General features: G+C 37.7%; 26 protein-coding genes. 7 read left to right on the top strand and 19 right to left on the bottom strand.

The window, feature by feature from the left end; translation table 11 throughout:
* Positions 1 to 300: 300 nt before the first annotated feature.
* The 4 genes from QVB70_RS00650 to larA all read right to left on the bottom strand — a co-directional run bounded on the left by QVB70_RS00650 (position 301) and on the right by larA (position 3,801).
* On the bottom strand, positions 301 to 498 hold the full coding sequence (locus QVB70_RS00650; RefSeq protein WP_287582362.1) for a hypothetical protein: 198 nt from the start codon (positions 496 to 498) through the stop codon (positions 301 to 303).
* A 212-nt stretch (positions 499 to 710) separates the two neighbouring features.
* On the bottom strand, positions 711 to 1,106 hold the full coding sequence (locus QVB70_RS00645; protein ID WP_287582361.1) for a hypothetical protein: 396 nt from the start codon (positions 1,104 to 1,106) through the stop codon (positions 711 to 713).
* 113 nt (positions 1,107 to 1,219) lie between these two features.
* Entirely contained in the window at positions 1,220 to 2,389 is a 1,170-nt protein-coding gene (locus QVB70_RS00640; protein ID WP_287582360.1) for an alpha/beta hydrolase, read from the bottom strand.
* A 167-nt stretch (positions 2,390 to 2,556) separates the two neighbouring features.
* Positions 2,557 to 3,801, bottom strand: coding sequence for a nickel-dependent lactate racemase (gene larA, locus QVB70_RS00635; protein WP_287582359.1), 1,245 nt, complete (start codon positions 3,799 to 3,801; stop codon positions 2,557 to 2,559).
* 166 nt (positions 3,802 to 3,967) lie between these two features.
* Between larA and QVB70_RS00630 the strand changes: the two genes are divergently transcribed.
* From QVB70_RS00630 to QVB70_RS00620, 3 genes are all read left to right on the top strand, one after another.
* Complete coding sequence (locus tag QVB70_RS00630; RefSeq protein ID WP_287582357.1) at positions 3,968 to 4,879, top strand: DMT family transporter; 912 nt, start codon at positions 3,968 to 3,970, stop codon at positions 4,877 to 4,879.
* A gap of 174 nt (positions 4,880 to 5,053) precedes the next feature.
* Positions 5,054 to 5,662: a hypothetical protein gene (locus QVB70_RS00625; RefSeq protein ID WP_287582355.1), complete on the top strand. Its 609-nt coding sequence runs from the start codon at positions 5,054 to 5,056 to the stop codon at positions 5,660 to 5,662.
* Positions 5,663 to 5,714: 52 nt separating this feature from the next.
* The gene (locus QVB70_RS00620; RefSeq protein ID WP_287582353.1) at positions 5,715 to 6,314 is read left to right on the top strand and encodes a hypothetical protein; all 600 of its coding nucleotides are present in this window, start codon (positions 5,715 to 5,717) and stop codon (positions 6,312 to 6,314) included.
* A 151-nt stretch (positions 6,315 to 6,465) separates the two neighbouring features.
* Here the strand turns inward: QVB70_RS00620 and QVB70_RS00615 are convergent, their stop codons facing one another.
* Both QVB70_RS00615 and QVB70_RS00610 read right to left on the bottom strand, forming a co-directional pair.
* Entirely contained in the window at positions 6,466 to 7,590 is a 1,125-nt protein-coding gene (locus QVB70_RS00615; RefSeq protein ID WP_287582351.1) for an SPFH domain-containing protein, read from the bottom strand.
* A gap of 1 nt (position 7,591) precedes the next feature.
* Positions 7,592 to 8,329, bottom strand: a complete 738-nt coding sequence (locus tag QVB70_RS00610) for a hypothetical protein (RefSeq protein WP_287582349.1) — start codon at positions 8,327 to 8,329, stop codon at positions 7,592 to 7,594.
* Between the two features lie 690 nt (positions 8,330 to 9,019).
* Here QVB70_RS00610 and QVB70_RS00605 point away from each other — a divergent pair.
* On the top strand, positions 9,020 to 10,609 hold the full coding sequence (locus QVB70_RS00605) for an APC family permease (protein WP_287582347.1): 1,590 nt from the start codon (positions 9,020 to 9,022) through the stop codon (positions 10,607 to 10,609).
* A 433-nt stretch (positions 10,610 to 11,042) separates the two neighbouring features.
* Here QVB70_RS00605 and QVB70_RS00600 read toward each other — a convergent pair whose 3' ends face one another.
* The 9 genes from QVB70_RS00600 to QVB70_RS00560 form a co-directional block, all read right to left on the bottom strand.
* The gene (locus tag QVB70_RS00600) at positions 11,043 to 11,243 is read right to left on the bottom strand and encodes a hypothetical protein (protein ID WP_287582345.1); all 201 of its coding nucleotides are present in this window, start codon (positions 11,241 to 11,243) and stop codon (positions 11,043 to 11,045) included.
* Positions 11,244 to 11,269: 26 nt separating this feature from the next.
* Complete coding sequence (locus QVB70_RS00595) at positions 11,270 to 11,458, bottom strand: hypothetical protein (protein ID WP_287582343.1); 189 nt, start codon at positions 11,456 to 11,458, stop codon at positions 11,270 to 11,272.
* 252 nt (positions 11,459 to 11,710) lie between these two features.
* On the bottom strand, positions 11,711 to 12,271 hold the full coding sequence (locus QVB70_RS00590; protein WP_287582341.1) for a hypothetical protein: 561 nt from the start codon (positions 12,269 to 12,271) through the stop codon (positions 11,711 to 11,713).
* A 293-nt stretch (positions 12,272 to 12,564) separates the two neighbouring features.
* Positions 12,565 to 13,596, bottom strand: coding sequence for an ArsA family ATPase (locus QVB70_RS00585; protein WP_287582339.1), 1,032 nt, complete (start codon positions 13,594 to 13,596; stop codon positions 12,565 to 12,567).
* The gene (locus tag QVB70_RS00580) at positions 13,589 to 14,605 is read right to left on the bottom strand and encodes an ArsA family ATPase (protein ID WP_287582337.1); all 1,017 of its coding nucleotides are present in this window, start codon (positions 14,603 to 14,605) and stop codon (positions 13,589 to 13,591) included. The genes QVB70_RS00585 and QVB70_RS00580 overlap by 8 nt, the downstream gene beginning before the upstream one ends.
* Before the next feature lie 14 nt (positions 14,606 to 14,619).
* Positions 14,620 to 14,850, bottom strand: a complete 231-nt coding sequence (locus QVB70_RS00575; protein WP_342766527.1) for a hypothetical protein — start codon at positions 14,848 to 14,850, stop codon at positions 14,620 to 14,622.
* 227 nt (positions 14,851 to 15,077) lie between these two features.
* Positions 15,078 to 15,338, bottom strand: a complete 261-nt coding sequence (locus QVB70_RS00570) for a hypothetical protein (RefSeq protein WP_287582333.1) — start codon at positions 15,336 to 15,338, stop codon at positions 15,078 to 15,080.
* A 219-nt stretch (positions 15,339 to 15,557) separates the two neighbouring features.
* Positions 15,558 to 15,899, bottom strand: a complete 342-nt coding sequence (locus QVB70_RS00565; protein ID WP_287582331.1) for a hypothetical protein — start codon at positions 15,897 to 15,899, stop codon at positions 15,558 to 15,560.
* Between the two features lie 297 nt (positions 15,900 to 16,196).
* A complete protein-coding gene (locus QVB70_RS00560; protein WP_287582329.1) occupies positions 16,197 to 17,939 on the bottom strand; it encodes a carbon starvation protein A in 1,743 nt (580 codons plus the stop codon).
* Between the two features lie 168 nt (positions 17,940 to 18,107).
* Between QVB70_RS00560 and QVB70_RS00555 the strand changes: the two genes are divergently transcribed.
* Complete coding sequence (locus tag QVB70_RS00555) at positions 18,108 to 19,526, top strand: FIST signal transduction protein (protein ID WP_287582327.1); 1,419 nt, start codon at positions 18,108 to 18,110, stop codon at positions 19,524 to 19,526.
* 109 nt (positions 19,527 to 19,635) lie between these two features.
* Here QVB70_RS00555 and QVB70_RS00550 read toward each other — a convergent pair whose 3' ends face one another.
* Positions 19,636 to 19,914, bottom strand: a complete 279-nt coding sequence (locus QVB70_RS00550) for a hypothetical protein (protein WP_287582325.1) — start codon at positions 19,912 to 19,914, stop codon at positions 19,636 to 19,638.
* A 404-nt stretch (positions 19,915 to 20,318) separates the two neighbouring features.
* On the opposite strand from QVB70_RS00550, the gene QVB70_RS00545 reads away from it, so the two are divergent.
* Positions 20,319 to 20,993, top strand: coding sequence for a hypothetical protein (locus QVB70_RS00545; RefSeq protein WP_287582323.1), 675 nt, complete (start codon positions 20,319 to 20,321; stop codon positions 20,991 to 20,993).
* A gap of 107 nt (positions 20,994 to 21,100) precedes the next feature.
* Here QVB70_RS00545 and QVB70_RS00540 read toward each other — a convergent pair whose 3' ends face one another.
* A complete protein-coding gene (locus tag QVB70_RS00540; RefSeq protein ID WP_287582321.1) occupies positions 21,101 to 21,670 on the bottom strand; it encodes a hypothetical protein in 570 nt (189 codons plus the stop codon).
* A gap of 131 nt (positions 21,671 to 21,801) precedes the next feature.
* On the opposite strand from QVB70_RS00540, the gene QVB70_RS00535 reads away from it, so the two are divergent.
* Complete coding sequence (locus tag QVB70_RS00535) at positions 21,802 to 22,266, top strand: pyridoxamine 5'-phosphate oxidase family protein (protein WP_287582319.1); 465 nt, start codon at positions 21,802 to 21,804, stop codon at positions 22,264 to 22,266.
* 54 nt (positions 22,267 to 22,320) lie between these two features.
* On the opposite strand, the gene QVB70_RS00530 is transcribed toward QVB70_RS00535, so the two are convergent.
* Together QVB70_RS00530 and QVB70_RS00525 are read right to left on the bottom strand one after the other, a co-directional pair.
* The gene (locus QVB70_RS00530) at positions 22,321 to 22,959 is read right to left on the bottom strand and encodes a hypothetical protein (RefSeq protein WP_287582317.1); all 639 of its coding nucleotides are present in this window, start codon (positions 22,957 to 22,959) and stop codon (positions 22,321 to 22,323) included.
* Positions 22,960 to 23,200: 241 nt separating this feature from the next.
* Positions 23,201 to 24,610, bottom strand: a 1,410-nt coding sequence (locus tag QVB70_RS00525) for an aldehyde ferredoxin oxidoreductase family protein (protein WP_287582315.1), incomplete at its 5' end; no start/stop codon positions are given.

Below are 24,610 nucleotides of genomic sequence, written 5' to 3'. Positions count from 1 at the left end.
TGTACACCCAGACTGCGATCAAAATTGCGATTATGAACCACACAATAAGTGGTATATACCACAATAACCCATATTGCATTTTATTTTACCTTCCTTTTTGTTATTTGTACTAAGTAAAAAATTTCAATACTTCTATATAAGGTTTGTTTACGTCTCTGATCAAGCCTTGTTTACGGTTCTGATAATCGTACTAATTACCAAAAGATTTTTAAAGTGAGTTTGAAAAAAGGTGAAAAATATTATAGAAAAACTTTGCTTCTTTAATTTAAGTGTAGAAAAAATTGGAAAAAAGGAAGAAGTTTAAGATACTACCGGTTTATCTCTTCTAATAATCAGCCAGATTATCAAACCGATTATTCCTGCAATCAGTACAATAATTAACCATAGTACTCCGCTCTCTCCCCTGCTTTCTGCATCTTTGTACACCCAGACTGCGACCACAATTGCGATTACGATCCATATTATAATAGGTCCCAGAAATATTATCCAATTCTGCATTTTTTTTACCCTCTTTGTTTTATCCTACTCTATGTGAAAAATTTCTATACTTCTATATAAAGCTTGTTCTCACTATTTTCATCTTAGAACGCACTCTAGAAATCTATAAAGTCCTTCGTTTCATTATGGACACAAAAATCTTAAGAAGAAGACGAGCAAAAGATAATCGAGATAAGATTCAAGAAAGAAAAGTGAAGTTTCTTAGAGAAGTTTTATAGCTTCAAAGAACCAAGCCATCCGCCAATAAGTGACCAGAGGATGGCGAGTGGGTAAACTATGAGAACAGTTGAGGTTAAAAGATAGTTAACGAAATCCTGTTGAAGCATTACCCCTAGAATGGCAAAGTCAAGCAGAAAATTAAGTATCATAATTATTAACCCTATCAGGAGAGAATCCGCAGCCCATACTGACATGGGTGTCCGGTAGACAGCTGCACGGACGATAAGAACCACAAGTATTGTATTAATGACTCCTGTTATTAATACAGTAGTTAGATACAATTCGGGAGCATTTATAACAGCGTAACCAACAATTATGAAACCAATTATCCATGTAATGACACCTAGGATCAAACCATAGACAATATCGTTTGTTATTTTGACCACCATTTTCACCACCATTAATACAGGTCTTATAATTTTCATTAATTTAAATCTAATCGAAAGATTTCTACTAGACAAGGAAAGCCAAAGGAATAAATTTCTTTAATTAAGTAGAAATATTAGGTGCTTTGAACCGAGTTAGGATTCTCAAAAAATTGCGCAAGTACTGCAGCTGATTCGTCACTCCACGCCATTCCGATGTGACTGTGATTTTCTAATACAACAAATGCTCTGGCTTCGGGAGCTTGCTCAAATTGATTACGTGTTTCATCAATATCAAATAATGCGTCCTTATCGCCGATGATAAGCATCACGGGGACATTATAATACATCCAGAACATTGTGGCGCTCGTGGCTGCCATACCATTGACCATAGTCCACGTCCATTGGTTCACCCTAAGTGGATCTTGCATAGCGGCGTTGATAGTTTCGTTAGCAAACTTGTGATTGAAGCCTACACAGTATACGTGAGTGTCGCCAGATATAGCCTTTTGGATGGCATAATCATGGACTAAAGCGTAGTTGTCATTAGTCTCTCGAATATGATTTGGGGCTTGATAATGATTGTAAGGAGCAACAAGAGCAATAGAATCGACCACTTCTGCTAAGTCCTTTTCTAGAGTCTTATTAACGTATTCGACAAAACGTGAAATACATCCGCCTCCAGAACTATGTCCTGCTAGGTGAAACGTAGCTTTTGGCCATTTCTTTTTTAAGTCCTCGAGATGAGTGTTAAGATCACGCGAAATCTGATCCGCGTCTAAACAATCACCAATCCTACCGGGATAATAGTTCGAATCGTCAACAGGGGTTCTAGGAGTAAAAGCAGGGTCACTACAGTCCGTTGCTGACTTGCAGACAGAAAGGCCATGCCCCCTCGTGTCAATGATTCGAGCAAAAACTCCTCGTTTCGCCAAGCCGTATCCCACCAAGGCATAGCGTCCTGAATGAGAAGTTGATCCAGGAACGTATATTACTATAGGACCATTGCCATTCCATCCTTCTGGAACGAACTCTCGGTATGCTAAATTCAACCCTTCTTCTCCCTTCATGAATTTCGGTTCAGGCCCAGAAGGAGTGCCTGACAAAATAATCTCAGTTTCCCAGTCTGTTAGAGTATACGGTGTTGGTGGGGCCTGCTCAATCATTTCTTCTAACGTACGTGAACGTTGGTTAAATAATGTCATAGCAAAAGTCACTACAGCAATCATGTAGATTATCGTACAAATTATGATAAAAGTCATCTTTTTTTTACGGATAATTGATTTAATAGAACTAATATTATTCATCAAACCCATCTGATTGTTTTATGGAGTTTACGTTATTGCACCCTCATTGTATTTATAATTTTACAATAATGCGGTTCTTGCTTATTTAAACTAATTAAAACACAAATAAATTGAATTATTTTGGTCCTATGCACTTGTACGGCTTTTTTCTAAATAAATGTAATGCATTATTCTTTTAAAACTGGTAATGTAAATGCACCTTCAGGCAGAACTAACACGGAATCACCTGGCTCAATGACTTTTCGAATTGCCTCTTTTGGTGAATCATGATAAGCCATACGCCATGATTCAACTGTTTCTCTTTTCAGACCTTTCGAAACAATATGAATATCCGCCTTTTCTCTTGTGCGGTTTATGTCATCATAAGCAACTAAAACTTCGATAAGATCACGTGCAGTTCCGCTAAGTAAAATTTCTTTTAGTTCCGCTTCACCGAGTGTCGAATAGTAAGCAAAATCTTCTCTTCCAACGCCCTCATAGCTTGGTGTAAACAGGATAATTTTTCCTCTTGGTCTGACAGCAACTCTTGCATTATCGAAACCTTTTGAACCCTGATAAAAATTAAGATCCATTGGGAATGAAGTCGCAATTACAACATCGTATTCTTCTGGAATAGGTCTTTCATAAACAGTTTTGGCGATTTCTACTCCTGCATCAAAGGCCTTAATCGGGTCACCTGCGACCAAGCCTAGGGTTTCCAGTTTTTTACCAAGGATAGCATTGACGATATAATCCATGCTTGCTATTTTTGCAGCCTCGTTCATGTCTTCGCGAATTGGATTTCCTTTCGTAACTCCTAAAAACTTCACATTAGGAAGAGTCATCATCTGATGATTATGATTGATTGAACGTCTATTTGAGACACCTGGCAAGATTACTTTTGTTCCTCCTCCATATCCTGCCCAGGGATGCGGCGCTACATCGGCCAGACCAATTTTTATATCAGCTTCTAAGACCCTGTTGTTAATATTTACCTCAGTACCTCGTTTCGTTTTTCCTAAGATGGTTGTATTTGTATCGACTTCATGTTGATAAATTTGAAACCGATTATAATACTTTCCAATTAATGCACGCATTTCCTTTTCATTCATTTGCGGGTGAGTTCCCAGAGCGAAGACAATACTTATATTCTTATCAGGAATAGGGACCTGAGATAATCGTGATATGACAAAATCTATAAGAAGTTCATTTGGAGTAGGTCGTGCCTTATCACAGGCTATAATCACGATTTGATCTCCTTTATCGACCAGTTCTTCTAATTTTTGTTGTCCCACAGGGTTCTCTAATATACTATCAACCTCTTGCTCGGAGAGTGGTTGTCTTATTCCTGCAGTTTCTAAAACATCAATTTTTGCCGTGTCTGGTAAGTCAAGCGTGAGTTTTTCTTTCCCATAAGGTAGATTGATCTTCAAGACTAATCCCCTTTAATGAAGTGTACATACCCTCTATAAAGTTTTTAGTAGGCAAATTTTGGAGTGACGAATGTGGTGTTCAGTTCAAAACATTAATAACTGCAACACATGAAGTCTTCAAAACTAACATTTGAGCAACGCAAATATTTAAGGAATGCATTAGGGGTTGACTGAGATCTCAAACGTTTCAGGGATAGACCGGGTAACCTTCACGATGATGATGGCTGCTGTTTGGATCTATTCTCTAGGCTGGATTGTTATCAAAATTGGGCTTAATGAACTCCCGCCCGTAAGTTTCGCTACCTTGAGATTTACGATAGCTACGTGTCTAATGATGGTATTTATTGGCGCGACAAGGCAATTTTCTGCTATAAAAACTTTTGAAAAAAGAGATTGGGGTATATTTCTTATCTTAGGCTTTGTGGGGGTATTCTTATGTTATGTGTTAACTTTTAGTGCTCTTACTCTCACAACTGCAACAGATGGAGGGGTATTAATAAATCTCGATGCCGTATTTATTGCAATCTTATCTATTCTCTTTTTGAATGAGAAATTTACTTTTTTTAAATCCGTTGGCTTCTTTGCCGCATTCTTGGGAGTGATCCTGATTTTAACACAGGGCGATTTGTTTTTCGGTGCTCTGACATCAGCTAGAATTCTAGGAAATTTCTTAATCATAGCTTCTGCTATATGCTGGGCCGTTTTCAGTGTAATTGGTAAAACGGTAACTGATAGATTCGAACCAGCCCTCGTAACAGGTTTAAGTTTTGCTATTGGTGCACCCATGCTTGCTGTGCTGAGTTTTTCAATAGAAGACGTAGGCTTGGTTTTAGCGGCATCAATGATTTCTTGGTCTTGCATTCTTTATCTAGGCGTTGCAAACTCAATTGCAACCTTATTGTTTTTTACATGCTTGAAAAGAACTGAAGAGGCTTCCCGCGTTAGTGTTTTTTTCCTTCTCTTGCCAATCTTTGTGCCGATCCTTGCTTTTTTCATCATTGGAGAAATCATTACATATTTTACAGTCTTAGGCGCTATCCTAATAATATTGGGCGTCTATTTTGTGGAACATCATTGAGTTTGAATATTGGTTTTTGCTATTTTTAAACAGACGATCCAAAGCTGTCATAGCATTTATTAAAGAGTGTGTCGGAATTTCTTATAACGAATATACACGGTCAATCCAAACATCTGGAACATGCTATAAACTGCAAAGTTTGGTTGATCGCCTTATTATGAGGAGGACAAATACGTGAGTGAAATCAAAGTATTTCGCGCAGAAAAAGATGATTTAGTAGAATTATCAGATTTTGATGGGACTTTTACGAATGGAGACTGTTATCTTGTTGATACTGGTGAACTTGGAAAAATCTATGTGTGGCTGGGCTCAGAGTGTTCAGTTGATGAGAAATTTCTGAGTAGTGTATCTTCTACAATGTTAGACCAAAGCCGTGGAGGATTGCCAGACATAGATACAATCGAGGAAGGTTCAGAACCTCCAGAATTTCGAAATCTCTTCTCACGTTTCCGCGTAGTCGAGGGAGATATCCCAGGATTTCTGGAAGCGCCACCAGCTGAAACCTTTGTCAAGAAGATGTATCAAGTTGCTGGTGAAACATTTGGAGAAGTTGAAATGGCTCAAATTACTGTGAGTGATGACAATCTTGATTCTGGCAATGTATACCTAATTGAGACACTAGAAACGATTTTTATTTGGATTGGCAAAGGAGCATCAGGAATGGAAAAATTCCGTGGAAATGTTATGGCTAGAAAACTTAGAAGTAACCGAGGTGGTCGACCGAAGGTTCGCAGAATAGAAGAAGGACAAGAAACTGATGAATTTAGAAGTGTTTTTGATTAATACCTTTAGAGTAGTTAATTAACTCTTAATTAAGAAGGAGGAAACGAGTAAAATGAAAGTGTTCCGTGTGGAAAAAGGAGAACTTGTAGAAATGCCCGAAGGTTTTAGCGAGTTTACAAGAGGCGATTCCTATTTAGTCGACGCGGGTTTAAAGATGTATTGCTGGATTGGAAGTGAATCAAGTGTCGATGAGAAATTCCTTACTTCAGTTAGTTCAGTCCTACTAGACCAAAGTCGTGGAGGAGAAGCTGATATCGATACCGTAGACGAAGGAGAAGAACCCCCAGAATTTCGAAGTCTCTTTGAGAATTTTATGGTAGTTGAAGGAGATCAGGCGGCATCCATATTAAAGAAACCTCCACCAACAACGTTCGCGAACAAGATGTACCGCATCGCCGGCGAGACATTTGAAGAAGTAGAATTGGCAAGAGTTCCTCTCACTAAGAATAATTTAGACTCTGGCAACTGCTATATCGTAGAAACGCTGGACACAATCTACCTGTGGATCGGCAATGGAGCTTCTGCGAAAGAGAAGTTCAAAGCTAACATAGTGGCTAGGAAACTACGAAGTGATCGAGGAGGTCGACCTAGGGTTCTTAGAATCGAGGAAGGTGACAAAGTAACACAAGCTTTTGAAGAAGCCTTCGAATAACAAGTCCTCTTTTTTTTATATTATTGTAATGAACTATACTATATCTGATGTATTCCTTTTTTTTCAGGTATTAGTTCTATTAAGGCCTATAAATAAATAAAACAAAAAAAACTTGATTAAAAAAAAAGAAATATATTATGAGATTATCTGTCTAAGATTTTGGATTTGCTGTATCTAAGAATTTCTTAGCAACTTGAGGTAAATCAATTTTCTGCGATCGAAGTAAGTCTTGTAGTACTTGAATAAACGGAATAACTGCGCCTGCGATGCTGCCAAATGCGCTATTTGAGTCACCTATTACGTACATCTTTTCAATTGGGAGTTTCTGGAAGATTCCAGGAATCGCTTCAATGAGTTTTAATTGAAATAGGCGTTCATCTGATTCTTTTAAAGCCATGATTTGTTGCAAAACACCCTCAGCTTCAGCAACCAGATCTTGTTTTATTTTTGCAGCGTCACCTTCAGCAATTAATTGAAGGCGATTTTTTTCTGCAGTAGCTTCAACCTCAATACGTTGTCGTTCAAGTTCTTGTACTTTCACTTCCCGCTGTTTAGCTTTAGATTGAATTTCGAGTTGAATTTCTTGCTCTGCTACTCCAGTTTTCTCAAGGACATCCAAATCTCGCATTCTTGTTATCTCACGCATTTCAGCCTGCCGAAGCTTAGCTTTTTGTTCCTCTGCTGCTTTCTTCACAGCTTCCATATTTCCCTTCAGTTCAGGATCTAAAACTTCGACATCACGTATCTCTACGCTGTGGGCGGTCACACCCCAGTTTGCCATGAGGTCATGAAGTTCGCTAATCACAGCATCAATAATTTTGGATCGTTCTCTAATTATATCCTCAAGCGCCATATTTGCACACGTGGTCCTGATGATACTCTCAGCAGCATTTTTGATTACAGTTTCAACATAATCTCCTGAACGTTTATCCCAACTAACACTTGTAAAAGCTGCACTCGGTTCAGTTACTTGCCAAAAAACGAATCCTGTAACTCCAATGTTCTGATATTCTCTTGAAACTACTTTTTCTTTTGCCTCAAGCGATGTCTGTTGGATCGTAGTCGGTATCACAATTACTTCGTCAATCAGCGGGAGTAAAAACAATCGTCCACCAAGCCCTGCTCTCTTCACTTTACCATTTCTTAGAAAAATTACAAATTCATTTGTCTTGAATTTGCGATATCTGGTTAGCAGGTATAGCAGAAAGAAGAAGAACAGAACAGTCACAGTCACAATCCAAACGCTGTATGGACCTAAAACTCCTAACTGAAGCATTTTATAGTTCACTCTCCTTATTAATTCTTTTTACAAGGCAGGTGGTTCCTTCTGCGTCTAATATTTCAACTATATCTCCTTTGTAGAATTCTTCGCCGGCTTCATATGATTTAGCGGGTAATAAGATTGACCCCATAGGGCCTTCTATAGTAACACGCACTGAGCCTCCTCGATACGTTGTCTGATGAACAATAGTGCCTTTTTTTCCCACAAGTTCTTTTGGATGAACAATGCTACCAAGTTCACTTTTTGCAATTCTTTTCCATAGCGCACGAACCGATGCTGAAAGAATTATCGGCGTTAAGAAGATTATTAGAGTTCTTAAAAATGAATCCATTTGGATTTGAAAGAGACTGATGCCCATCGCTCCAAAACTCAACATAAATGTTGATACAAGGAGAATTATCGGAGCACTATCACCACTTGCTTCAGTGTGTACATCTTCATGTCCCACTCCGTGTGAAAGGTCGTGATCTCCAACATCGTGCCCATCTATACTATGATCCCCAACGTCATGACTAATATCATGACTGACGTCGTGCCCATCTATGTCATGTCCATCTACACTATGATCTCCGCCATGGTCAAAACTAACGCCGAGAAGAATGGCTGTCAGTACAAAGAGTATTATACCTGAAATGAAAAAACCGACCGATATATCTAATAGAACTGCGTCAAAGCCGCTTATTTCCAGGAGGATTGCATTAAAGCCGTTTATTTCCAATAGGATTGTTCCCATACCCATACCCACCACTGCCAATGTATTTTTTAGAGAATAATCTACCCTGGTGCTAAAGACTAGCACAATATCACCGGTAGAATCATTCTCAAAGAATATATGGACGTTTGACTTTATAAATCTTTATGTATGCAAGTTCACCTAATTTCAAGCCCATATTTCAGGGCTGGACAGTTGTTCGATGATATTTTAGAAGACGAAAAAGGTTAATTGATAAATCAAGGAAATGATAACAATGAAAATAAAGCATTAGAGAATTTTTTAATAAATAAAACTTAAAATATACTTATTTATTACTTGCTATACTTATCGATCAGTTGCTTTGGTTTAGTATAAGAGAACTAGTGATTTTTGGCAAATTCCAAAAGTATTAATCTATAAAATCACAACTGAATGGTCTTTTCTTTATGAGGAATACAAATATGCAAGTTTTTCACAAAAAATCCACTAATTTTAGAGATACAAATTTCTAATAGTTTTTGACATAAAAAAAATTTACATAATTAAACTTTTTTACTGTTATTATATTTGTATTATTCAAAAAAAAATTACATAGACCATTATTCTATTTTACAAATATCAATATATTTTTCTTTTTACGACACAAAAGTTATAAATAGTACATTGTTTCACAAACAAACATTTCCAGTTGTTTATACTATAGTTAAAAAAAATTAGGAGAAAACAAACATGGGCGAAGTCTTTGCTCGAAAAAGTTCTGGTTTAGTTAGAAACATTAGCGCATGGGAAACATTGATCTTCAATGTACTGGTTATGGCTCCTTCAGCGGTCTATATCTATGGTATCTGGGCGACAGTCACGTTTCCAGGGGTATATCTACCCACGACTGCTCTGATATGTATCCCTATCTGTCTGATCATAGCTATTTTCTATAGTCTCTATTCGGCGGCTGCACCACGTTCTGGTGGTGACTATATCTGGATTAGTCGTACGGTTCATCCAGGTCTCGGTTTTATGACGAATTTCTTCCTGTTCATTGTACTTATTAGCTTAGTTGGAACGGAGATTCCTTGGACCTTGGAGTATGCGATCGCACCACTCTTAGTGAAAATGGGGAATCCAATGGCGGCAGCATCAGTTTTGAATCCAGTCACGATGATGGTACTCGGTACAGTCTATATCATACTTGTTTCACTAATTGCAGCACTTGGATCAAAATGGAACGCTAGGGTGTTAACGATTGCATTCTTCGTTATTGTGGCAGGCATTGTCACTTTTGCAGCAGTCTTTGCAAGTATAACGCCCGCACAGTATGCTGCGAACTTTGATGCATCTTCCATCCCTGGTGATATGACCTATGCAGGAACCATTGCTGCGGGGAACGATGTAGCGAATACGTATGGACTGCCACTAATGACCGTTTTTCCACTTGCAGCGACCATGCTAGGCGTGACATTCACAATGATCAACTTCCTTGGATTTGCACAGTCAGTGTACATTGCTGGTGAAATTAAAGATGTTCGAAGATCACAGTTTATTGCCATTCTAGGTGCAGTCATAGTCTTTGGTCTGCTCACCTTTATGATCTACCAATCGGCTTATATTGGTATGGGCGGCTCTTTCGTTAACGCAATCAGTACAACCTATGTTTATGGAAGCCCGTATTACACGATGCCAGCAGCGATAACAGGACCATGGTTTACAGTTCTTGCCATTTTTGCAACAGATAATCTCGGTGCTTACTTCATTATATGCCTAGGATTTATGATGATGACTTGGGCCGCTGGACTCACATATGTTTACACCTGCACAAGATTGATGTTCAGCTGGAGCTTCGACAGAATCTTACCTACAAAGGTTAGCGCTGTAGATACGCGCTTTGCAACACCATGGGTGGCTCTAATCATTTGCGGCATTGTGGCATTTCTTTTCATGGTACTATGGATCTTCACAACAATTATGGCATTCTTTGTTTATATCATCACAGGATGGTTCGTAGGAAATTGCATCGCATCAATAGCTGGGTTTATATATCCAACGAAAATGAAAGAATCCTTTGAATTAGCGCCGGACATTGTAAGAAAGAAAATCGGTCCATTCTACACGATCCAATGGGCAGCTATAGGCTCATTTATTGTCTCAGCCTGGATGGCATATGCCGGTATGACTCCAACGCTCTCAGGTGCTGTAAGTGTAGCTAATCTCGCATTTACATTCGTGTTCTGGCTCATCGCTTGGATCATCTTCGGAATCGCTTGGATCTATCATAAGAACAGAATTCCGCTATCATTAACATTCAAAGAAATTCCACCAGAATAAATACAAACCAATTTAACGCATCTACACCATGCGCCAACTCTTTTTTTTTAATTTAGTCATTCCACTTCTTTTAATCTCGTATTATTGTTCATCAGAGATCTTTCACTATCTACTACTTTATGAGGTCTCTGGGATGCATCGTATTACATGTATGCTCTTCAGTTAATGTCGTAAAATTAGGAATGCTTTTTTGTTAAACTCAATCAGATTTATGAGAAAAAGATATAGCTAATCCTCATTGCGGCTTTTGCAATAAATGGACCATAACAGGATGTTAAAAAAAAAGAGGGAATTGGGTGTTTCCGACGCAACAGAACCCGGCCAAAGCCTTTAGAACTCCGCTGACACACGATCCTATTTGGGAGAGGTTTGTACTTTTTAGTTTTGAATCAATGTTCGAACAATTTGCATCTGGGCGCCTCTTCTTGAAATCCTAGAGTGACACAGGATTGCATAGGTTCTCGGATTTGGCTGCAACTCGACCACAGTCGGCACAGACAAATTTAGCGGGGGATACCAGCTTCTTAACTCTGTCTACGTCTATTTCTGTCAAAAGGCCTCGGCGTTGTACCATATAGCACAAATGATTCACATGCTCTGATGGATAATGGGATTTGGGAGGTAATTTTGCCAACGGTTTAGCACCTCCAAGTTGAAATTTTAGAGTTTTATGGGATGGCACAGGCTCTCTGCTTTATTAGCTGCCCGCCCACAGGTTTCACACACAAAATTAGCCTTCGACACCATTTTCTTAAGGGTTTTTAGATTGTCTTCCATGAGAAGACCCTTTCTTGCAACCATATAGCATAGATGCTGTTTATGTTCTTCAGAATATTCCTCTTCCGCCATACCATCACCTTGAATTTTGTTAAACAAAATAGTCTATATCTACCTGCATATATATTAATATACCTGTTTTTGAGTTTATTAATATATGCGCTCATTCGTATTCAATCGTTTCTTCCTTTTTGGATTATTCTGGGGAGCCTACTTGGAATCTTCTGGAAAAATATACACGCGAAGGTAGAATAGTCATATCTGAGGCTTTATCTGAATGAAGAAATGCTTCCTAATTTCATTAGATAAAATAAGAGGTGCATGCTATTTTTGTAATGAGCCTAAACATTTCACACAAAATTTATCGTCTTTTCTATCTGTCTCAATCACCCTGTTAGAGAATCTCATCACACACTTTGGATTTTCACAATGTTCTCTGCCAAGCAGATGTCCTAATTCGTGAATAGCTTCTTTCACAGCACGATCAATATACCGTTTTTTATTGGACGATTTTAAACGGGCTAAGGAAATAATGCTTACAGATTCTAGAGGATTTGCCAAACCCAGCACAAACTTTAACCGAGGTACATACAAATCTCTTTTAACGATCCCTAGAACAAAATCATAACTATTTTTTAAAGGAACAAGAAGAGACAAGAAATCGTTTGCATTTGAGCACAACCCAAAATATTGTTTAGCACTCTTTCTTACCTTTGGATGATGGTTGTTTTTTACGACAATGTCACATTGCAAATAATCTCCAACGCGTTGTTTTATCTCTGGCAAAATATCAATATCGTCAAAAGTGACAATAAGAAGTTTATAATGAGAGTTGATCATTCTACTTTTACCTACTGGAGAGACGTCCTGTTCCAATAATCTCAAAAAGAGATCCACAGGCGTGGATTCGGACCGACCTAGTCCTGCTGACAAGAAAAAGTAAAGAATAAATATATAGTTATTGATTCTGGTAAAAATGTAAGTGCTAAGAATACGATAGAAAAATCTGTAAATTTAAACAGGGGCATCTAACAACTATTTCAAAGCAATTCTGCCCAATATATGTTTTGCTTTTAACTTTATTAGATGGAGAGTCCCCTCCGAAACAATTTAGCGAAAGGCCGAGCATATGGTTTTACTTTTGTTTTGGAGAATAAAAATGTTAAAAAATCGACTTTTTAGCTATGAGGTTTCCAATTGGCGACAGCGTCTGCAACTTTAGCAATCATGTCAATACCTACGATTTCAGTTTGGAATAACGGAACTTCTCCTCTAACGAGAGGCCATAGGTCTTTCTTAATTGTTCCAAGATAGTTTTGTTGTTCCTTATATTTGTTTTCCATATATTCTGTGACTTTGCCTTTTACAACATCCTCAGGTATCACCATATTGACGAAAACTCCGCCAATTGGTATATCAAAGCCCCGAACCATCGTAATAAATCTTTTAACGACAGCAATCGGAAGTGCAAGTGGAATGGTTACGAAGAAGAATGCTGTAGCCTCAGGATTATTTAGATACTTTTTAGCCTCATGCATTTTTGTTCTCATTTCTAGTAGATCTGCCATCATCGGATCCTTCTTTATTTCCTCCTTCACTTTTTCTTTTCTAAAGGAGAGTTTTACTCGAAGTGACATAGCTTCTTCTCTGGACGCTATCATTCTTGAAAGCCAAAGATCATATATCTTACCTAATCCAAGCAATCTCACAGCATTAGCTACGGCTGCACAGTCAAAAACGATTTTATCATAGTTTTCAATTTCCTTTAACATAAGATCAAGCATGACGTCAAACATGGCACTTTCTTCGAAAGCTGGGTTTGTGGATGCGATGGCTGTGAAATCATCTGCCTTAACTGGGATGTCTGCCCATTTCAGAAACCATCTTAATCTTTCTGCAAGTTGATCCTTATATTGTTGCACAGTTTCTTTTATGTCAACTTCAATAGCATAAAGATTCTCTACACCTTCAACTTTCTTGATGCCTCCTCCCCAGAGCTCTTGTCCAAACATACTTGATAGTGAGTGAACCGGGTTAAGCGAAGCCAATAAGATTTTTTCACCCTTTGATGCATAGTAATGTGCTATTCCCGCTGCTACAATGGTTTTACCAACCCCTCCCTTTCCACCTGTGAAGAAAAACTTTAAATTAGGTTTTTCCTCTGCAAATTCTAATAAAGTTTTTGGTTCTTTTTCAGACGTTTTACTCACCGCTTGTTTCCCCCTCCAGCCAAGGTTTCTCAAATACACGATCAGCGACTTTAGCTATCATCTCTAAACCCTTAGGTTCTCTATCAAACATAGGACAAATTGCTCTTATGTGATCTCTAAAATCATTCCAGATGTCTTTTAGGTATTCCTGTTGCCCTGTTATCCTATTTCTTAGAAAGTCGCTAAGTTCCTCTCTTTGTAAAAGTTCTACAGGATATACTTGATTCACAATAATACCGCTGAGTTTTAAGTTTAGTTTGCCAAACATTTCTAATGCTCTCTTGGTATCAAGTATTGCCATCCTCTCTGGAATCAAAACCATAAAGAATGCAGTCTTCTTTGGATCAGATAGGAATTTTGTGAAAAGGTCAAGTTTTTTCCCGATTTCAGTAATTTCATTAATCATAGCATCCTGACTTTCTTCAGTGGTAGAACCCCTAAGAGTAGCGGCAACAGCGTTGTATTCGTAGGCTTTTTTACGTGTCTCCTCTATTTTTTCTATCCATGCATCTAAAATTTGAGCCATGCTAATCATTCGCACTCCATGCCCGAAAGGGGGCATATCAAAAATATAAAAATCATAGTCCGCATTCGCTACTAGGTCAGCCATAGCATCAAAAGTGGCACTTTCATGCATAGCAGGCTCGGCAGCAGCAGACTTAATATATTCGTCTATCTCAGGAGGTAACTCGTCAAGCGTGTACATGTCTAAAATTTTTTGCTTGATTTCCTCTTGGTATGCACTTATCTTCCTATCCGCATCAATTTCTATTACATAAAGATTATTTGCTAATTCCTGTTCGCCTTTACCAAAGAGATCCTTCTCAAAGATGTCACTAAGAGAAGCTTGAGGATCTGTACTAAAACATAAAACTTTTTTGCCCTTTTTAGCCAGCCAATGCGCTGTAGCAGCGCTAAAAGTAGTTTTCCCTAAACCTCCCTTACCAGCAAAAATGGCTACGTTAACTTCAGGATGAGTTTCAAAGAACTCCTTTAGCGATTGTGGCAATAGTTTTTCCCCCTCTAGAACAATTGGTCGGTAAAGTCTCTTTCCCTGAATATTCTCTTCTTCCAAGTTGCAATATTTGGTACTGCATACGGCAAAATCTTTAACGAATAATAGGGTGGCAATATAGGTATTCCAAGCATATCGCCCAGTGTTATTAACATAAACAGATGTTCAAGGTACATTCTGGTTTTCAACATATATCTGACCATGTCATGTGTTGCCATACCGTAAACAAATTCTTTCATCGCAGATTTAATACCCTTTTTCTTCTTCTTTTCCTTTTCTTCCTTCACACGAATCCCACTCAAAATTTATCCTATTTACAGAGAGGTAAAAATAAGAATATTATTGTATGTGTACATTATAATCTCTTTTTAAGTGTATATTATTAAAACTTATTAAATATACTATGAAACTTGATATGAGAGTATATCATGGCAAATTAATAATTGTAAGCAAAAAAAAGAATTTCCTATCCCAACTTCTCCAGAAACTCCTTTTCCCTTAAAAGATCCCTCTTCCAAACATTAATGTACGGAAACCAATGTACTAATAAGTTGTATTTGTAAATGGGAGGAATTACAACAACCCCAATTAAATCCCCAATTGTTACAAGCATTAAAGCAGCATTCATCTCAAATGCCATTTTCTTATAAGTTTTTACAATATTAGTGACAGTCGCACCGAATAAGACATTTTTTAAAGAATTTTTAATCTTTTTCCAAAATTTCACTTACGCTCCATCCCTACATTCAATATCAAATTAGCTAACGTATCACCAAATTCTCTTCGAGAAGTTATAAAACTTCATATGAAAGGTGTAATTCCTCATGCGTGGATTAATCACTGATAAATAAGACTAAAGTAATGAAAATTAAACCAAAATTTCCCCCTAAACATAGGATGTGATAACGTATAATGCTTTCTATAGAATAGTTTTCAGCCTAATAAGTTATTCATTCACTTCACTAACATACTCAAATATTTTTTCTTTAAGTTCCTTATACTCTGGAATCCTGTTAAATACTTTCTTTCCATTTATCAGAACCACGGGATATTTCCATATCTTATGCCTTAACGACTTCCAAAATCCCTTCACCGAAGCTCCATCCGTCACTTCTAAATTCACTGAAAATCTAAAATCGCGAATTAACTTCTCCCCAATCTTCGAAATTGCGAAGTATTCTTCCCTCATCTCTTTTGGATACTCATTAAGCTGTTCTTCGTAGGGTTTGAGTCCAGCTACATGAATGATATGCATGCAATGATGACAGTGACTATAAAAGGTTGGCATTGGATATTATTTCAATTTTCACAGAGGCTTTACTTAAGGATTGCTTATAATAATCTTCGGAGAACGCAACATCTTTGTTCATTTAAATCACGCCGTATATAACAGTTTTGAAATAGTTACTTTTAAGTACATCTAAAGTGGTATGTTTTTCCCTTAGAACAGACCTAACCTTTCCTTAGTTCATCAGACATATTTTCTGTTTTTGGTTCTAAGAATTAGGTGTTAATATTGACTTTCAAAATTCGCAAGAATAAAATAGATAAAAAAAAAATAGCGCGATGGACAAAACCTCCATTTTTACGAGGAGGCCGCCCAAATTCGCCTCAACGATTTAAAGCTGTCGTATGCCATTATCAAGCCAAGTATTACTAAAATAAGCCCTACAACTCCGAAAGCAACAGTAAATGCTGTAGCCCATCCTATATTTTGTGGGAGGGCTAATAACCTCGCTACGAGTGGCTGTCCTATAGCAGTTCTATATAACATCACTCCACTTAAGTATAGAAGGGCAGCTAGACATGTAACTATCATGAAAATCGCTGGAATCAAGTTATACTTCGTAGTTTTTTTAATGGATGCTAAGTATACGGTACTAAGTAACAACATCAAGCCAGCCATCAATTGATTAGCTCCACCAAAAAGGTACCATATGAAGGTGAATAATCCACTGTACGCAAAAATTCCACCTAGCAGAAGGCATATGATAGACGCTACCCACTTATTAGCAAATAGTGCTCTAAGTGGCGGAATATTTGCAGTCATTTCAAGTAACGCCATTCTCATAAATCTGATTACCAATTGTAAGACAGTTATGGCATATAACGCTATAAATGCAACGAAGAAAGTCCATACTGCTGGTGAAGCCGCTGCTCCAAGTATGGGAAGTAGTAGTGCACTAGCTCCTCCTGCAAGTCCTCCAACGCTTCCAAGGCTCACTGCAGTAGCAGTATCCAATGCCATATATGCCCCTAGGGCAGCCAATGCTAAGAGTCCTTCAGTTAGCATGGATCCTGCTCCAATCGGTAATGCATCAGTTTCAAGATCTAATTGTCTTGCCGAACCACTGGTTCCAACTAAACTATGCCAACCAGAGATCGCTCCGCATGCGATCGCTACAAATAACATCGGCCACACTGGTCCCGATGCAAGACTTGGAAAATACCACTTTGTTGGTATTGCAGGCGGTTGAAGGGCTATTCCAGTGAGTGGTGATGCTAATTCAGCAACAATTAATAGAATAATTCCCGCTAAACATGGCCAGAAAGCCATGTAGTTCACTGGTTGTGCATAACGTATTATCGGTAGGACTGCTCCAAAAAGGCATAGTACTGATATTAATATTAACATCAATCCATAGATTCCTGCATTATCAGCCGCAGCCAAAGATGCGTAACCCCAGAAAGGAAGCGGAATTAGCCATGAACCTACAATAATCCCGATTATCATTATGATAACGCCGGCGATGGTGGTAACTGATAGTGGAAGCTTCATTATGTATAACATGACGCCGGATATTATGCCTGCTGCGAATACGAAAAGTATGAATATCATTGCTCCTCCTCTTAATGTGAATAAGGTGGCAATTACCCACATGAATGCCGCAGTTATCGTTAGTAGATAAAAGACGAGGAATCCCATCAAGACATTTCTTGTTCTAGGGCTGATGAATTCATATGTTAGCGGGCCTAGAGTTTTTCCTTCGTTTCTAATGGATACAAAGAGTGAGTTGTAGTCATGTAGCCATCCTATGAAGAAGTTGCCAAGCAATATCCATAGGAGTGCAGGAAGCCATCCGAAGGATAAGGCTACGAATGGACCAACTATTGGTGCTGCACCGGCAATTCCTTTAAATTGAAATCCATATAAGACATATCTGCCTGTGGGGAAGAATTCTACTCCATCCATATACATATGGGCTGGCGTAGTTTTTTTAGGATCTGGCCCCCATATATTTTTATCGTACCATTTGGCGTAGACGAAGTAAGCTACAAGATACACGACAAGTCCTAGAGCCACGAAATAAGCTGGAAATAATGCCATATTTTTCTCCCCTATTTCTCCCTCAATTTTATGTAATTATTTAGGAGTATACATATATAATTAGAAACTATTATTTAAATGTAATAGCATAATTCAGGACGCATCCTCTAATACTTGATTTTTAATGAAATCCTGAAATAGTTTCCGGGGGCTATAGGGGGATAGCTGATGTATAAGAAAGGCACAGGATTTCCTAAAGAGTCATATGAAGGAGTTATAGTTGGGAAAAATGTTAAAACTGGATTTGCGTATCGAAGAACTACAGAAGGGGTTTCGGATTTCGATCTGGCGAAAATCACCGCATCTGAAGCACTAAAAAAATTTGGTGGTGAAAGTTTTAGTTTAGCTCTTGTTTATTCTGCATATGAATATAATCCAAAAGAGGTTGCAGCAGGTATTAATGCTGGGTTTCTTGCTTCTGCAACAATTAATCGTAAGGTGCCTCGCATACAAGAATTCTCTCTGGGAGAGATGAAGAAATATCCCACAGCGATTGATCGCAATTTCCCCTGGATTGGATGTACCACTTCAGGGGAAATTACCTCGGCAGGATTATTCGAGGACAGTATTGTGGTTGCAATAATATCGTCTCCATACATAAAGTTTGGTGTGGGCGTTGGAAAAAATGTCAGCGAAACTGATACGGATGCAGGAAAAGCGGCACTTAATATGGCGTTGGGATCCTTAACGGCTAAAGGAGGAGCACTGAAAGAAGGAACGAATTATATTCTCATGCATGGATCTGTAGGAGGCGAAGAGGGGGTCATGCGCGGCATTCAAGAAGAGTTCGGAAATATTCCTGTGGTAGGAGGAACGGCTGGTAACGCACTAACGGAAAACCCTTCCTACGTTTTCGTCAATGGCAAGGCATATACAGATGCTGTTGTGTTAGGATTAATATCCTCAGAAGTGTTTATGGTTATCGATTCAGGGCACGGCTGGAAACCTACAGGTAAAGTGGGATTAGTAACGAAAGCAGCTCCACCAGAGAACCGGAAACAAACGTTATGGCATAAAGTCTACACTATAAACAACCAACCTGCCGCTGAATGGTATGCTGAACAAATAAGTGAATTAAAGGGTAGTGAGATCTTTGTAGAAGCGATTAAACAGTATTATCCCTTTGTAACGTTCGGAGGAGCCTCTGGGCTTGGAGGAACAGGCTACCCGATTGGCATAAAAGACCCTCAAGGGCGGATCTGGACACGAGACATCCATAGTGTTGAGGAAGACGGATCTTTAACTTTTTGGAGTTATATTCCAGAAGGCATAGGGCTTCAAGTATTAGAAGGTACACCAGACACCCTGACTGACAAATCAGAAGCAGACGCAAAAGACTTATTCGACAAATATGAAAAATTTAAGCCTGTTATTATGTTTGATTATAATAGCGTTGGACGAAAAATTTACCTGTCAAAGGTCAACAAACTTAGGGAAGAATACAGAAATATACAGAAATTCACAAAGAGAATGCCAATTGTAGGATTTTACACACATGGAGAACAAGTTCGCTCTGGTGGTCTAAATCAACATTGTAACTTGACAATCACGCGATTACTAATAACCGATACTTTAGTCACAACATAAAATTGACTAAACTGATTGCCATATTACTTTTTTTTTGTGACCAATCTAATATTGCAAATCTACTTTTGTCCATCTAATTTTTAACGATATTGACACAAATTTTCTTCCTTTAAAACAATATGTCTGTAAGGTCCCTTTCTTTGAACATTCTTCTCTTCCAATTTGCAATTTTTGGCGTTAAATACGGCAAAACCTTTAGCGAATAATAGGGTGGTAATACTGGCATTCCAAGCATGTCTCCCAGTGTCATTAACATAAACAGATGTTCAAGATACATTCTAGTTTTCAGCATATACCTAACCATATCGTGCAATGCCATACCATAAATAAAGTCTTTCACCGCAGTTATAGCATCTCTTGTCCGCGAGCGTTTCTTTTCTTCCTTCACAGTTACTCCTCACAACTTCTTATTTCCTTAAACAATATTAAATAGTAAAACCTTTTTGTAACCATAAATTAGGTGAACGTCTATTCTATACTCACCAACAGAATTGTCGTGTATTCAAATATTTAAGTTTTCCAGTAAATATTTCCTTATTTCGTAAAAATAAACGAGTACAATCTTATAAGAATTTAAGGTATTAAAATACAATAGGGTTATGGTTTAGATACAATAGAGTTATTAACAACCTCTTAAATGCCAGATAGCTCCTTTGATGAAGTTTTAAAAGTTTTAAATTTACGAATTCAACTCAATTAAATTCAAAAATCTTCTCGACGAAACACATCATAATTATTTAAGTATGAACTCACGAGAATTATCTTCAAATTATTTTGCTAAGGTGATATGCTATGGAACTTCTGTCAAATGATGTTGCTCTATACGTAGTGATAGCAATAGCAATTCTTTTTGTATTGGGATATGCGATTGGTGCAAAGTATAATTACAGATTGCAAAGAAAGATTTGGAAAGTGATGTCTGAAGAATTAAAGAAATATTCGAAATCGGTTAGTCTTAAAAAATTGGGTTCAGGTGGATTTGCAATATTATGTAGTAGATTAGGGTCTTTGGATAAAACGGAAATAGATGTAGTATTGTCATCTCGGGAGATTATTTTGTACTATTTAGTAACTAGGCTCAGAGGAATAACGGATAAATTATATATACACGCGGATTTTCCGAAACAACCTCCCTTTAAAATGGAAATGTTTAAAAAAGGTAGCAAATATACAAGAACTTCTCTACAATCTCTTGAGAAATTGACGGATATAGTACTTGAAGGAATACCAAATCAATTGGAAGTTAAAACTACAAATGAAAAAATAGGACTGGAACTATTATCAGACAAACAGTTACTTAAAAAACTATCTGCAACAGTGAATTTCTTAGAAAGAGTCTCAATAGCTGAAGAACATCCCCAACTCTCGATATTAAGTGAATTAAGTCAAGAAACAATAATCTCCCTCATAGATCTCGCTATAACCATCGGAAATAGCATGGCAAAAATTACACGCAGACGTAAGTGAAGAGGAGAACTGTACTCGCTTTTAAAGAAATCAAAAGTGAAAATTTTCATCAAGAAACAGCTAATGAAAAAATAATCGACGGTTTTCCGGCTAATTTAGGGAATAGCTCACTTTTCGTGACATGTGATGGTTGATAATATTTTCATTATATCTTCTCTATCTAGTATGAAATTTTCTGGTGTACTACATCTTACTTTGATCCACACTAATCTCTCTGTGCTAGTGCAGTAGGTTGGAAATTCAGCGCAAAATTCCTCCCCTTCTTTTCTCTTCAAAAAAGATTTGAACTTTCTAGTCCATAGTAGAAATTTGCCATTGTGTTCTCCTATATTTGTATTCCCCTCTTCTAATACTTTGATATTTTTCCTCTTTATTTTCTCAATTTTTTTCAATACATGTTTCTTAGCCTTCTCAGCATCCTGAAACATTTTTATATCAACACGTAGTGCATATCCTCTCCTCTCTTTAAGATTCTCTAAAGTGGTCAGAATAAAACCATCAGTTATCCACCTGAAATTATAATTTCTGCTCCAAGAACCAAGAGATAGACATTCTGGAGGTTCTGTAAGTCTACCCAGCATCCAGTCCTCTGGGAGATACATGAAAACAAACACACCCAAACCAAAAAAGATGCTCTTAGCAGCCAAGCAATTCTCTACTAACCTTTCGTTATTCAATTTAATCACAATGTAGCCTCAGGTCTTAAGAATTTCAATCGAGTGAAGCGTATAACCTATATTAAAAATAGTAATATAAATGGCTTTGTGATAGACTCGCAAGAAGACCTTTAATTTATTAGGTGAATGAATTGCGAAGAAAAGATAAAGAAATTAAAGACAAAAATGAAATAGAAGCCATACTAAAAAGGGCAGTTGTTTGCAGAATTGCGCTTTCGGAAAACAATAAACCATATATTGTGCCAGTTAATTTCTTTTATACTAATAATTATGTATACTTTCATTCTGCGCCCGAAGGCAAAAAACTTGATATCATTAGAAACAACAACAGTGTTTGTTTTGAGATAGATACTGATTACGATATCATAAAATCAAAAACTCCCTGCAACTGGAGTGCGAAATATCGCAGCGTCATTGGTTTTGGGAAAGCTTATTTTGTTGAGGACTTTGAAGAAAAAAAGAGCGCGTTAAATTGGCTCGTTCAAAAATATTCGGACACTTCGGTTGAGTATGAGTTTTCTGAAGGAATTGTTGATACTATAACTATTGTTAGAATTAAAATAGAAAGTATGACTGGGAAAAAATCAGGTTACTGATAAAGTGTCCTTTTCTACCTTGGCTGGAGATTTCCTTCTATCGGAAACTCTCTCTTAACCTTTTTGAGGAAACTCAAGTTCTTTTAGCGTTTTGTTGAAAATACGATCAAGTCCTTTTTCAGGGCTTATATTATTAAGAATGTTTGATACCTCTTTTGGGCGTTTCTTGCCAAGTAGTTTGCAAGCATAAATACATGTCCATTTAAGGTTTATATCGTTCTCCCGACTCCATTCGTTTAAAACATCAATAATTTCTTTATTTTTACGTTCAATAGCCCTAAGTGCAAAAGCAGCGGTTTTTCTTTCGTTTTTATCATCGCTTTGTGCAAATTCCTTAATTAATTCCATCAATGGCTTTTGTTTTTCTTTTCTGATGATCTTTGCGAGCATATCACCCACAGATCTATTTACAATCGTAGTTTTATCCTTTGCCAAGATACGAACCATACCTTTTAGTTGCTTGTGCCTAGCAGGAAGATGTTCGAGGATTTTAGCTGTTGCCATTCTGACTTCCCAAGAAGGATCATTAATACCTATTTCCGAAAATCTCACCAACACTTCCGGTTTGTTTTTGAAGAGGTCACCAACGGCGAGTAAAGTCGTACGTCGTAAGTAGGGGTTATTATCTGTTATCCATCTCTCTAAAAGAATTAATACTCTTTTCTTAGCTGAAGGATGAGCCTTTCCTATCATTTTTAAAATTTTTAATGCACGTGTACGTAATTCTGCCTTACTATTTCCACCGAGTGCTTTGATTTCAGCTGCTTCCAGCGGGATAATCTCCTTATATAATGTTAATTGTGTAAACTTGGTCTAAATACTCTAAGGTTCAACTGCGTAAATAATCTTACTAAATTGACTATTTTTACAAGAAAAATGTTAAATGATTTTGCCCTACTATTTAAGAAAAATAGTACGATCTTATCCTGGTTTTTCATAGAAAGGACTTTAAGCCAGTTCTCTTTAACGTTTCGGGAGTGGGTATACCATTTTCATCCCACCCACGAAGTTCGTAATACTCATCAAGCATGATATCCTGTTCTTCCTTAGTAATTACTTTCCCTTTTGAAGCCCCACTAACAAGTGGTTCCTCTGAAAGACGTTTTGGGAGATAATCATCTTTTCTCGAAATACCCTCTCGTACGCTATACATACGCGCTAAATTATGGATTTTCTCTGCTGTGTTTCGTAATTGATCCTCAGTTAAATTCATTCCTGTTGTTAATTTCAAAAGCCTGACCATTTTGTCCCATGGGAATATATCACGGACAAATCGACAGAGAATAAATGAATCAAAGATTACAAATCTGTCCTCATATTCTTTCACAAGAGGAGCCTTTTCTTCTGGTGCTAATCTATCCCCTGAAACTCCTCGAAAATCAAAAATGTAACCAGTGCATCGAAGATGACATGCCCCACGAACAGAAGTCATATAACCCAATGCCATACAATATAATGCCCGTGGATCATACCCTGCGGGTTCAAGCCCCTTTACATGAATTGCTAAATCTGAAAGTCCGAGTTTATCAGCAGCACCTCTAACCCCTTCTGCTAATATATCGCCAAAGTCTTCTCTTTTCACTATTTTTTCCATAATGTACATGACACTTTCTGGATCTCCGTAGTCTAATGGAATTTCTGATTGCAGAGCACCGCGTTTATACGCTTCTATAGCGAAAGAAACAACATTTCCACCAGTCATGGAGTCAAAGCCCATTCTGTCACAATAGTCGTTCATTCGCACTATTTCTCGAAGATCGTTTATCATGTTCAGTCCGCCAAAACTGTAAATTGTTTCGTATTCGGGTCCCTCGATCCTGATTATAGTACCATCTTTTTGCTTTGCTTCACCCATTTTTCCGCATTTGATTTCACAAGCATAGCACCCTTTCGATTTTATCGTAATCTGTTCACGAACTGCCTCAGCATTGATTTTCTCATAATCTTCGAAGAATCCGTCTTTCCAGTAACCACCTGTTGGGAATGATCCTGTGGTATTGACGAGGTTAACGGTTACTGGTGTTCCATAAGTTGGGTAGATTTCGCTTGTAGCTTTATTCGTTCTTATCTCTTCATTCATATCTTTGAGGAATTTCATGAACCCTTCTCGATCTGCAAGTTCAAAGCGTTTTTTTCCTCGTGCTGCAATTGCCTTCAGGTTTTTTGACCCCATCACTGCTCCAGGGCCACATCGTCCTGCAGATCGCCAGTAATCATTCTTTATGTTTGCGAACTTGACTAAATTCTCTCCAGCAGGTCCAATACAGGCGACTCTAATCTTCTTATCACCTAATTCCTCCTTTATGGCATCTTCTGTGTCATATGTTATTTTTCCCCATAGATG

Origin of the sequence: Candidatus Borrarchaeum sp., assembly GCF_019058535.1 — an archaeon.
Classification (GTDB): Archaea; Asgardarchaeota; Sifarchaeia; order Borrarchaeales; family Borrarchaeaceae; genus Borrarchaeum; species Borrarchaeum weybense.
Note: the sequence above shows the minus strand (reverse complement) of the source record. Positions and strands in the feature narration are given on the sequence as shown.

What these genes read in the sequence shown, in the direction of transcription:
- QVB70_RS00650 (WP_287582362.1), bottom strand. Translation starts at nt 498, where the DNA reads ATGCAGAATTGGATAATATTTCTGGGACCTATTATAATATGGATCGTA.
- QVB70_RS00645 (WP_287582361.1), bottom strand. Translation starts at nt 1,106, where the DNA reads ATGGTGGTCAAAATAACAAACGATATTGTCTATGGTTTGATCCTAGGT.
- QVB70_RS00640 (WP_287582360.1), bottom strand. Translation starts at nt 2,389, where the DNA reads ATGAATAATATTAGTTCTATTAAATCAATTATCCGTAAAAAAAAGATG.
- QVB70_RS00620 (WP_287582353.1), top strand. Translation starts at nt 5,715, where the DNA reads ATGAAAGTGTTCCGTGTGGAAAAAGGAGAACTTGTAGAAATGCCCGAA.
- QVB70_RS00615 (WP_287582351.1), bottom strand. Translation starts at nt 7,590, where the DNA reads ATGCTTCAGTTAGGAGTTTTAGGTCCATACAGCGTTTGGATTGTGACT.
- QVB70_RS00610 (WP_287582349.1), bottom strand. Translation starts at nt 8,329, where the DNA reads ATGGGAACAATCCTATTGGAAATAAACGGCTTTAATGCAATCCTCCTG.
- QVB70_RS00605 (WP_287582347.1), top strand. Translation starts at nt 9,020, where the DNA reads ATGGGCGAAGTCTTTGCTCGAAAAAGTTCTGGTTTAGTTAGAAACATT.
- QVB70_RS00595 (WP_287582343.1), bottom strand. Translation starts at nt 11,458, where the DNA reads ATGGCGGAAGAGGAATATTCTGAAGAACATAAACAGCATCTATGCTAT.
- QVB70_RS00575 (WP_342766527.1), bottom strand. Translation starts at nt 14,850, where the DNA reads ATGAAAGAATTTGTTTACGGTATGGCAACACATGACATGGTCAGATAT.
- QVB70_RS00565 (WP_287582331.1), bottom strand. Translation starts at nt 15,899, where the DNA reads ATGCCAACCTTTTATAGTCACTGTCATCATTGCATGCATATCATTCAT.
- QVB70_RS00560 (WP_287582329.1), bottom strand. Translation starts at nt 17,939, where the DNA reads ATGGCATTATTTCCAGCTTATTTCGTGGCTCTAGGACTTGTCGTGTAT.
- QVB70_RS00555 (WP_287582327.1), top strand. Translation starts at nt 18,108, where the DNA reads ATGTATAAGAAAGGCACAGGATTTCCTAAAGAGTCATATGAAGGAGTT.
- QVB70_RS00545 (WP_287582323.1), top strand. Translation starts at nt 20,319, where the DNA reads ATGGAACTTCTGTCAAATGATGTTGCTCTATACGTAGTGATAGCAATA.
- QVB70_RS00530 (WP_287582317.1), bottom strand. Translation starts at nt 22,959, where the DNA reads ATGATAGGAAAGGCTCATCCTTCAGCTAAGAAAAGAGTATTAATTCTT.